The organism is Klebsiella sp. MS 92-3, from assembly GCF_000195655.1.
GTDB classification, from domain to species: domain Bacteria; phylum Pseudomonadota; class Gammaproteobacteria; order Enterobacterales; family Enterobacteriaceae; genus Klebsiella; species Klebsiella pneumoniae.
In genome coordinates this window covers 26,541-34,572 of record NZ_GL882854.1, presented here as the reverse complement: position 1 = coordinate 34,572, position 8,032 = coordinate 26,541, and the positions used below count along the sequence as shown (strand labels likewise).

Sequence of the window (8,032 nt, the reverse complement as noted above, 5' to 3'; positions counted from 1 at the left end):
GGGAACCGTCCGGCTGGCCGCGCAAGCGCAGCGCCGCCGGGCGATGGCAGCAGGCTCGGAGCCGCATCTATGCCGGGTGGCGGCTCGCGCCTTACCCGGCATACAACCCCTACCATTCGAATCAATCGCGGTTTTTGTAGCCCGGACAAGACGCGCCAGGCGCCGCATCCGGGAATGCAACGGCGATGACGTTACTTCTGCCTTTTCGCGAATTCATCTTTGGCTTTCTGCAACTGCTGCTGGAAGGCCGGGTTGGTGTGCAGCGTAGCGACCACCGCGGAGCCGACGATGCGCGCCGCATCGACATCGCTCTGCCAGTGATAGCCGCAGATCACCCGGCTCTCGCCGAGCTCATAGCCGCGCTTCAAAATTTCGTTTTGCCGCTGCGGGTTGATCTCCGCCAGCACCAGGGCGGTGGCCCAGCCGATAGAGGTATGCCCGGAGGGGTAAGAGCCGTTTTTCGCCAGCTTGTCCTGTTCGGTGGTGTTGCAGGTGGAGACGCCATAGAACGCAAACGGGCGAATGCGCATATATTTCTCTTTCGCGCTGCGGGTCGCCAGGTCGCCGGCGTCTTCAATCATATTGGTCAGCAGTTTGTGAAGCTGCGGCGCGTCTTTCTCGGTAATCGGCGAACCAAAGGCGCTGGAGAAGGCGTTGGCCACGCCGCCCGCGCTGAGGTTAGCATCCTCTGCCGCCAGCTTCCCGCGCTCGGTATTGCGCAGCAGACGTCCTTGCTCATACATCGCCTGATCGTTTAAAAATGCGATACTGCCCACCGCCGGCGGTGGTGGCAACAGCGCCAGGCTGTCGATGGCCTGGGCATTGGTCAGATAGTAGAGATCGGGCTTGGTGGTGACATCGTTCCCGGGGGGAACCAGAGCAAAGGCGTTAACGGAGAAGAAACTGGCCAGGCAAAGGGCAAGAACACGCTTTTTCATTAGAATTTCCTTACGTCATAATCATTCCAGAGAAGACAGTCCTGTGCTGTCACATTTCTGTCATCTTTAAGTAAAAGTGAAAATGGTCGGGAAAAAATTGTCGCGTCTCGCAAAAACGGCTTTTTGTCTGCTTAATGAGCAACCATACGCGATTTCAGACTGTCGTACTTACCACCCTGGCGTTTGGGCGCTAACATAGCGGGATTGCAATGACAGGAGATGTCCATGAGCGAGCAAGCCATTCGTTTAACGCAATACAGCCACGGAGCCGGTTGTGGTTGTAAAATTTCCCCGAAAGTGCTGGAAACTATCCTGCATAGCGAGCAGGCGAAGTTTGTCGACCCAAACCTGCTTGTCGGCAACGAAACCAGCGATGATGCCGCCGTTTACGATCTCGGTAATGGCACCTCGATCGTCAGCACCACCGATTTCTTTATGCCGATTGTCGATAACCCGTTCGACTTTGGCCGTATCGCCGCCACCAACGCCATCAGCGATATTTTCGCTATGGGCGGGAAACCGATTATGGCGATTGCCATCCTCGGCTGGCCGATCAACACCCTGGCGCCGGAAATCGCTCGCGAAGTGGTGGAGGGCGGGCGCTTTGCCTGCCAGCAGGCGGGGATCGCGCTGGCGGGCGGCCACTCCATTGACGCCCCGGAGCCGATCTTCGGTCTGGCGGTCACCGGCGTGGTGCCCACCGAGCGCATCAAGAAAAACAGCACCGCCCAGGCGGGCTGCAAACTGTATCTCACCAAACCGCTGGGGATCGGCGTACTGACCACCGCGGAGAAAAAATCGCTGCTCAAGCCAGAGCATCAAGGGTTAGCGACGGAGACCATGTGCCAGATGAACCTCGCCGGCGCCGCGTTTGCCGCCATCGACGGGGTGAAGGCGATGACCGACGTCACCGGCTTTGGCCTGCTCGGCCATCTCAGCGAGGTGTGCCGCGGGGCCGGCGTGCAGGCGCAGCTGCGCTATGCCGATATCCCAAAACTGCCGGGGGTGGAGGACTATATCGCCGCCGGCGCGGTGCCGGGCGGCACCGGGCGCAACTTTGCCAGCTACGGCCATCTCATGGGCGAGATGCCGACGGAGTGGCGGGATCTGCTGTGCGATCCGCAGCCCTCCGGCGGTCTGCTGCTGGCGGTGACCCCGGAGGCGGAGGCGGAAGTTCAGGCCGCCGCGGCGGAGTTCGGCATTAAGCTGGCCGCCATCGGCGAGCTGGTGACCGCCCGCGGCGGGCGACCCATGATCGAGATCCGTTGATTCGATGCGGTTGTTTATTGCAGAAAAACCGAGTCTCGGTCGGGCTATCGCCGATGTGTTGCCTAAACCGCACCGCAAAGGCGATGGCTATATTGAGTGCGGCAACGGGCAGGTGGTCACCTGGTGTATCGGCCACCTGCTGGAGCAGGCGCAGCCGGACATCTACGACAGCCGCTATGCCCGGTGGAATCTCAACGATCTGCCGATTGTGCCGGAGAAATGGCAGCTGCAGCCAAAGCCCTCGGTCACCAAACAGCTGAATGTCATCAAGCGCCTGCTCGGCGACGCCGAGGAGGTTATCCACGCCGGCGACCCGGACAGAGAAGGGCAGCTGCTGGTGGACGAAGTACTCGACTACCTACAGCTGGCGCCGGAGAAGCGTCAGCAGGTGCAGCGCTGTCTGATTAACGATCTCAACCCGCAGGCGGTGGAGCGGGCGATCAACCGTCTGCGCGCCAACAGCGAGTTCGTGCCGCTCTGCGTGTCGGCGCTGGCGCGGGCCCGCGCCGACTGGCTGTACGGCATCAATATGACCCGCGCCTACACCCTGCTGGGGCGCAACGCCGGCTATCAGGGGGTGCTCTCGGTGGGGCGGGTGCAGACCCCGGTACTTGGCCTGGTGGTCCGTCGCGATGAAGAGATTGAAAATTTCGTCGCCAAAGATTTCTTCGACGTGAAGGCGCATATCGTCACGCCGCAGGAGGAGCGTTTTGTCGCCACCTGGGTGCCGAGCGAAGCCTGCGAACCTTACCAGGATGAAGAAGGGCGCCTGCTGCATCGTCCGCTGGCCGAGCATGTGGTTAAGCGCATCGAAGGCCAGCCGGCAATCGTGACCGGCTATAACGATAAGCGCGATTCCGAACCCGCGCCGCTACCGTTCTCGCTGTCGGCGCTGCAGATTGAGGCGGCCAAACGTTTCGGCTTCAGCGCGCAGAACGTGCTGGATATCTGCCAGAAGCTGTACGAAACCCACAAACTCATCACCTATCCGCGTTCGGACAGCCGCTATCTGCCGGAAGAGCACTTCGCTGGCCGCCATGCGGTGTTGAATGCGATTGCCGTCCATGCGGCGGACCTGCTGCCGCAGCCGGTAGTGGATCCGGAGATCCGCAACCGCTGCTGGGATGATAAAAAGGTCGACGCGCACCATGCGATTATCCCAACCGCCCGCAGCAGCCAGGTGAAGCTCACCGATAATGAAGCGAAGGTGTACACCCTGATCGCCCGCCAGTATCTGATGCAGTTCTGCCCTGACGCAGTGTTCCGCAAATGCCAGATTGATCTTGAGATCGCCAACGGCAAGTTTGTCGCCAAGGCGCGTTTTCTGGCCGAGGCGGGCTGGCGGACGCTGCTTGGCAGCAAAGAGCGCGATGAAGAGAACGACGGCACGCCGCTGCCGGTGGTGGCCAAAGGCGATGAACTGCTGTGCGAGAGGGGCGAGGTGGTGGAGCGTCAGACCCAGCCGCCGCGCCACTTTACCGACGCCACGCTGCTGTCGGCGATGACCGGGATTGCCCGCTTCGTGCAGGATAAAGATCTGAAGAAGATCCTCCGCGCCACCGACGGCCTCGGCACGGAAGCGACCCGCGCAGGGATTATCGAGCTGCTCTTCAAGCGTGGTTTCCTGAGCAAAAAGGGGCGCTATATCCACTCTTCGGAGGCCGGCAGGGCGCTCATTCATTCCCTGCCGGAGATGGCCGGGCGACCGGACATGACCGCCCACTGGGAGTCGGTGTTGACGCAGATCAGCGAGAAACAGTGCCGCTATCAGGACTTTATGCAGCCGCTGGTGGGGACGCTGTATCAACTGATCGATCAGGCGCGCAGCACGCCGGTGCGTCAGTTCCGCGGCCTGGTGGGGCCGGGCGGGGCGAAGAAGTCGTTCAGTAAAGGTAAAGGGAAGCCGAAAGGCAAAAAAGCGGTAGACGATACCGCGCCGCCGCCGCAGTAACCCGCCGGTGGTCGCGAGGATGAGTTACCCCGCGGCCACCGCTTCTCCGCCAGTCAGGCCAATGGTCTACACTAAACAGCCGGGAAGAGCCTGGACGCGGGGCCCCTGAGCAGGGGATGCCCGCTGCGCTTTTCCTGATGCCGATGCCCCATTTCTCTCACAGGCGATAAGGAGGACCCGTGAAATATATTGCTATCAGCCAACCGGGCGGCCCGGAGGTATTGCAGATCCGCGAAGGGGAGATCCCCACCATCGGGGAGCATGAGGTGCTCATTGAGGTGAAGGCGGCGGGCGTCAACCGGCCGGATATTCTGCAGCGCCAGGGTCTGTATCCCATGCCTGAGGGCGTCACCCCCGTGCCCGGCCTCGAGGTGGCGGGTGTGGTTGTTAAGGTCGGCGCGCAGGTCACAGCGTTTACGCCCGGCGATCGCGTTTGCGCGCTGACCAACGGCGGCGGCTATGCCGAATACTGCGCCGTGCCGGCAGGCCAGACGTTGCCGATCCCGGCGGGTCTCAGCTTTAGCGAAGCGGCCGCCATTCCGGAAACCTTCTTCACCGTCTGGGCGAACGTCTTCCAGCTGGGTAAGCTGCAGCCTGGCGAAAGCATTCTGGTCCACGGCGGCGCCAGCGGGATTGGCACCACCGCGGTCCTGCTGTGCCACGCGCTGGGGATGACCGTCTATGCCACCGTCGGCCAGGACGAAAAAATTGCTGCGCTACGTCCCTATGCTACGGCGATTAACTACAAAACCGATGATTTTGCCGAGAAAATCGGCCAGCTGACCAACGATGAAGGGGTGGACGTCATTCTGGATATTGTTGGCGGCCCTTACTTTAACCGCAACCTTGGGCTACTGAAAAAGGATGGACGACTGGTCATCATCGGCTTTATGGGCGGGCGAATCGCTCATGAGGTTGATATTCAGACTCTGATGCTCAAGCGAGCCACCGTCACCGGCTCGACCATGCGCGGCCGGACGGCGGCGGAGAAACAGCAGATTGCCGAGGCGCTGCGCCGCCACGTCTGGCCGCTGCTAGAGGCAGGGAAATGCAAGCCGCTGATCTACGCCAGCTACCCGATGGCGGAGATTGCCGAGGCCCATGCCTGTCTGGACAGTGGTCAGCATCTGGGGAAAGTAGTGATCACGATGACGTCGTGAGACGCATCCCGGCGGGCTGCCGCCGGGATGGAGTTAGGGGTGGTTAAATCACGCCCTGGGCCAGCATGGCATCTGCAACCTTCACGAAACCGGCGATATTCGCGCCGCGCACGTAGTTGGTCTGCTTCGCTTCGCCGCCGTACTGCACGCAAGCGTGGTGGATATCCAGCATGATGTGATGCAGACGGGCATCCACTTTTTCCGCTTTCCAGCCCATGCGCGCGGCGTTCTGCGCCATCTCCAGACCGGAAGTCGCCACGCCGCCGGCGTTGGCCGCTTTGCCCGGGGCAAACAGCACGCCAGCTTCCAGGAACAGGTCGGTTGCGGCGATGGTGGTCGGCATGTTGGCGCCTTCCGCCACGGCCTTGACGCCATTGGCAATCAGCTGGCGGGCGGCATCGACGTCCAGTTCGTTCTGGGTCGCGCAAGGCAGGGCAATATCCACCGGCACTGACCACGGCTGCTGGCCTTCAAGATAGGTGAGGCCAAATTCGCGGGCGTAATCGGCCACGCGGCCGTGGGCACGCTCTTTAATGTCGATCAGGCGGGCCAGTTTTTCTTTGGTGAAGCCCGCTTCGTCAACGACGGTGCCGTTGGAGTCGGAGGCCGTCACCACCCGCGCGCCAAGCTCCATCGCTTTCTCAATGGCGTATTGCGCGACGTTGCCGGAGCCGGAGACCGCCACGCGAGCGCCTTCGAAGCCGAGGCCGTGACGTTTGAGCATCGCTTCGGTGAAGTAGATCAGGCCGTAACCAGTGGCTTCCGGACGGATCAAGCTGCCGCCAAAGGAGAGTCCTTTACCGGTGAAGACGCAGGCGCTGTTGTTGGAGAGCTTGCGCATCATTCCGGCCATAAAGCCGACTTCGCGACCGCCGACGCCGATATCGCCCGCCGGTACGTCGGTATCCGGGCCAAGGTGGCGATAGAGTTCGGTCATCAGCGCCTGGCAGAAACGCATCACTTCGCCATCGCTCTTGCCTTTAGGATCGAAATCGCTGCCGCCTTTCCCGCCGCCCATCGGCAGAGTGGTCAGGGCGTTTTTGAAGGTCTGCTCGAAGCCAAGGAATTTGAGAATCGACAGGTTAACCGACGGGTGAAAACGCATCCCGCCTTTATACGGGCCGATGGCCGAGTTGAACTGCACGCGCCACGCGCGGTTGACCTGGACCTGATTGCGGTCGTCCACCCACACCACGCGGAACTGGATCACGCGCTCCGGTTCCACCAGACGTTCCAGCAAAGCAAGCTGACGATAGCGCGGATTTTCCTCAAGGAAAGGCCACAGGGTGGTCATCACCTCCCGGACGGCTTGAGCAAATTCGGTTTGATGAGGATCGCGCTGTTGAACGCGGGTGAGAAAGCCTTCCAGAGTGCACGTCTGATCCATAGATATCAGTTCCCCTTATGGTTGTGGTTGCATGTATTTATTATGATTCGGTCCTTGAAAAAACCGATTTTCCGACTATAACACCGCTAATCCTTAGGCAAGCAAGGAAAAATTGAGCCGACAACAAAATTTATAATTGCCCGCTCGTCATAACTAAAAGCGATGACGAGGCGGCGGGCGGATCAGCGGACGGAAAGGGTGGGGCGCTGGGCGATAAAGGCGTGCAGCAGAGGAATATCGGCCGGGGCGAGATCGAGGGCCAGCGCTTCTGTGGGAAGGCACCAGCGCAGCTGAGTGTGATAGTGGGCCAGCGGCGTGCCCTGAAAGTGCGGCACCCACCAGGCGTGCAGATGGATCCGGCGGCCGGAGACCTCCCGCTGATGGCTAGCGATATAGCAAGCCGGGCGGGCGATGATGCCCATCTCCTCCTGCAGTTCACGGGCCAGCGCCTGCGGCTGGTTTTCACCCGGCTCCACTTTGCCGCCGGCGAACTCCCACATCCCCGGCTGGTCGGCGTGGGGCGGACGCTGCGCCAGCAGAATCTGGCCATCCTGTTCAATAATGGCGGCGACAACATCAATCATTTTTAGCATAAGCATCAAGGTTAATAAGACGAATATGGCCTATTATCACCGCCATAGACCGTAACTGACAACCGCCAACCCTGCTGGAGACCTTCGTGCTTGATAGCCACCTGCATCCGCGCCTTAAACCCCTGCTTAACGCTGTCGCCGGCGCCCTTGACCGCCCCGGCATCTCACCGGACGGGCTGACGCTGGTTGGTTTTGCCATCGGCGTGCTGGCTCTGCCCTTTCTGGCGCTGGGGTGGTATGGCGCGGCGCTGGCGGCCATTCTCCTTAACCGCCTGCTGGATGGCCTGGACGGCGCTCTGGCGCGGCGGCGCGGGCTCACGGACGCGGGCGGCTTTCTCGATATTGCGCTGGATTTTCTCTTTTACGCCCTGGTGCCGTTCGGCTTTATTCTGGCGGATCCGCTGAACAATGCCCTGGCGGGCGGCTGGCTGCTGTTTGCCTTTATCGGCACCGGCAGCAGCTTTCTCGCTTTTGCCGCCCTGGCGGCCAGGCACCAGATCGCCAATCCCGGCTACGCCCATAAATCGCTGTACTATCTCGGGGGACTGACGGAGGGGACGGAGACCATCCTGTTGTTTGTCCTCGGCTGCCTGTTTCCGGCGCATTTCGCCTGGCTGGCGTGGCTGTTTGGCGCGCTGTGCTGGCTGACGACGGCGACGCGCATCTGCAGTGGCTACCAGACCTTAAAGCGGGTAACGACCACAGCGTAAACGGGGTATCGCGCGTCGCCGACA

Annotated in this window: 7 protein-coding genes; 4 read left to right on the top strand and 3 right to left on the bottom strand. The window is 61.2% G+C overall.

Features of this window, described 5'->3' with window-relative positions:
• Positions 1-191: 191 nt before the first annotated feature.
• Complete coding sequence (phoC, locus tag HMPREF9538_RS04580; RefSeq protein ID WP_002901387.1) at positions 192-938, bottom strand: acid phosphatase PhoC; 747 nt, start codon at positions 936-938, stop codon at positions 192-194.
• A gap of 225 nt (positions 939-1,163) precedes the next feature.
• Between phoC and selD the strand changes: the two genes are divergently transcribed.
• The 3 genes from selD to HMPREF9538_RS04595 all read left to right on the top strand — a co-directional run bounded on the left by selD (position 1,164) and on the right by HMPREF9538_RS04595 (position 5,318).
• Positions 1,164-2,207: a selenide, water dikinase SelD gene (selD, locus tag HMPREF9538_RS04585; protein ID WP_032457237.1), complete on the top strand. Its 1,044-nt coding sequence runs from the start codon at positions 1,164-1,166 to the stop codon at positions 2,205-2,207.
• Positions 2,208-2,211: 4 nt separating this feature from the next.
• Positions 2,212-4,158 (top strand): DNA topoisomerase III, encoded by a 1,947-nt coding sequence (locus HMPREF9538_RS04590; protein WP_009486072.1) that lies wholly within the window; start codon positions 2,212-2,214, stop codon positions 4,156-4,158.
• A 179-nt stretch (positions 4,159-4,337) separates the two neighbouring features.
• Positions 4,338-5,318, top strand: coding sequence for an NAD(P)H-quinone oxidoreductase (locus HMPREF9538_RS04595; protein ID WP_004140406.1), 981 nt, complete (start codon positions 4,338-4,340; stop codon positions 5,316-5,318).
• Positions 5,319-5,361: 43 nt separating this feature from the next.
• On the opposite strand, the gene gdhA is transcribed toward HMPREF9538_RS04595, so the two are convergent.
• Both gdhA and HMPREF9538_RS04605 read right to left on the bottom strand, forming a co-directional pair.
• Complete coding sequence (gene gdhA / locus HMPREF9538_RS04600) at positions 5,362-6,705, bottom strand: NADP-specific glutamate dehydrogenase (protein ID WP_004176526.1); 1,344 nt, start codon at positions 6,703-6,705, stop codon at positions 5,362-5,364.
• A 182-nt stretch (positions 6,706-6,887) separates the two neighbouring features.
• Positions 6,888-7,298 (bottom strand): pyrimidine (deoxy)nucleoside triphosphate diphosphatase, encoded by a 411-nt coding sequence (locus HMPREF9538_RS04605; RefSeq protein WP_004183673.1) that lies wholly within the window; start codon positions 7,296-7,298, stop codon positions 6,888-6,890.
• 86 nt (positions 7,299-7,384) lie between these two features.
• On the opposite strand from HMPREF9538_RS04605, the gene HMPREF9538_RS04610 reads away from it, so the two are divergent.
• Positions 7,385-8,008 (top strand): CDP-alcohol phosphatidyltransferase family protein, encoded by a 624-nt coding sequence (locus HMPREF9538_RS04610; protein WP_002901398.1) that lies wholly within the window; start codon positions 7,385-7,387, stop codon positions 8,006-8,008.
• The last annotated feature ends 24 nt before the right edge of the window (positions 8,009-8,032 follow it).

Bases quoted from the DNA above. Each gene is read 5' to 3' on its own strand.
- HMPREF9538_RS04590 (WP_009486072.1), top strand. From the start codon at position 2,212: ATGCGGTTGTTTATTGCAGAAAAACCGAGTCTCGGTCGGGCTATCGCC.
- phoC (WP_002901387.1), bottom strand. From the start codon at position 938: ATGAAAAAGCGTGTTCTTGCCCTTTGCCTGGCCAGTTTCTTCTCCGTT.
- gdhA (WP_004176526.1), bottom strand. From the start codon at position 6,705: ATGGATCAGACGTGCACTCTGGAAGGCTTTCTCACCCGCGTTCAACAG.
- selD (WP_032457237.1), top strand. From the start codon at position 1,164: ATGAGCGAGCAAGCCATTCGTTTAACGCAATACAGCCACGGAGCCGGT.
- HMPREF9538_RS04605 (WP_004183673.1), bottom strand. From the start codon at position 7,298: ATGCTAAAAATGATTGATGTTGTCGCCGCCATTATTGAACAGGATGGC.